Below are 1410 nucleotides of genomic sequence, written 5' to 3'. Positions count from 1 at the left end.
CCTCGGTCTCGGCAGCGCGACCCATAAGCGCTTTAGCCCAACCAATAGCGCCGTGAGCCCTGGCTGTATTTCGATCAAGCGCTAATGCGTGTTCGCACTCAGCAATCCCTTGAACAGCGCGGTTTGTCAAAATGTAGATGCCACCCAAGGTCATATGCACATATGCATCGTCCGGGACTAACGAAAGTGCTTTGATCGCATTTGTTTCGGCTGCCGAAAGGCACGCGGTCGGTTCGTCAGTTAGGAGGGAGAGCGCCGCTATCAGATCGACGTTTGCCATGCCGAACAGCGCTACGAAACTTCGATGGTCGATCGCCAGAGCGCGTTCGAAAAAGCCGCGCGCTTGCGTTACGTATTCAGGGGTCGCACCCTTTTGCAAGCAGGCAACACCTTGAAAATTCAGGTCCTTTGCATCGGGATGCGCTAAACGTTCTGCTCGTCGCGCCGCGGCCATGACGAGTTGGACATGTAACGTGTAGGCAAGCCTTGATACGATTTCGTCTTGCATATCGAAGAGGTCAGCGGTGGGCTTCTCGAAGCGCTCGGCCCAAAGATGCTTACCGTTCTCGGCATCGATCAGCTGCACGTTCATCCGAAGCCGATTGCCGTTCCGCTGCACCGAGCCTTCGAGCACGTAGCGGACGTTCAATTCTCGCCCGACTTGCCGTACGTCGATTTCCTTTCCCTTATATTTGAAGGCGCTGTTCCGGCCGATTACAAACAAGTTGCGGGAATGCGACAAGTCCGTGGTCAAACTTTCGGCCACGCCATCCACGAAATTGTCGTGCTCGGGATCACCGCTGTGGTTCGTGAAAGGCAGAACAACAATGGAAAGACGAGGCGGTGAAAGAGCCCTTTGTGCAGTGTCGTCGTTCTGCGCCGCCGGTCCAACCGGCTCAACTGTTGGTCTTTGGGCTTCCTGCACTGCGCCAACGAACCGGATGCCCTTACGCGGCAATGTCTTGATTAGGCGCTGCCTGTCGCCGCTGTCACCGATTGCGGTCCGAGCGGCATTCAGGCGGGTCGTCAGCGCGGCATCTGAGACGATGCGTCCATTCCAAACCGCGCCGATGAGATCGTCCTTGCTGATAACGCGCTCCCTGTTTCGGATCAGGTATTCGAGCAGATCGAAGACCTGCGGCGTGATGGACAGCACCTCCACTCCTCGACGCAGTTCGCGCCGGTCGGTGTCAAATGTGTATTCCCCGAAAAGGTAGCGCAATCTGCCCAATCCTTCGCTGCCGACCGCCGAGGGTTTTCGGCATTCTAGATGACCTGGCGCGGAAAGGCGATGTCGCCTGTTGGCCCTTGGCCGACATGGCAGATCGGTTCACCGACGTCTGCTTTCCGGGGGTGGAGCGGACCAAGTTCGGATGGGCTCCGAGCGTCGGCTAATGACCCCAAAGCGAC

1 protein-coding gene is annotated in these 1410 nt (G+C 57.4%); it reads right to left on the bottom strand.

Annotated elements, in window-relative coordinates:
- The coding region (locus tag CQ12_RS23950; RefSeq protein WP_083519456.1) for a winged helix-turn-helix domain-containing protein at positions 1-1222 on the bottom strand (1222 nt) is incomplete at its 3' end.
- Positions 1223-1410 lie beyond the last annotated feature (188 nt).

Source organism: Bradyrhizobium jicamae (assembly GCF_001440395.1).
Lineage (GTDB): Bacteria > Pseudomonadota > Alphaproteobacteria > Rhizobiales > Xanthobacteraceae > Bradyrhizobium > Bradyrhizobium jicamae.
Note: the sequence above shows the minus strand (reverse complement) of the source record. Positions and strands in the feature narration are given on the sequence as shown.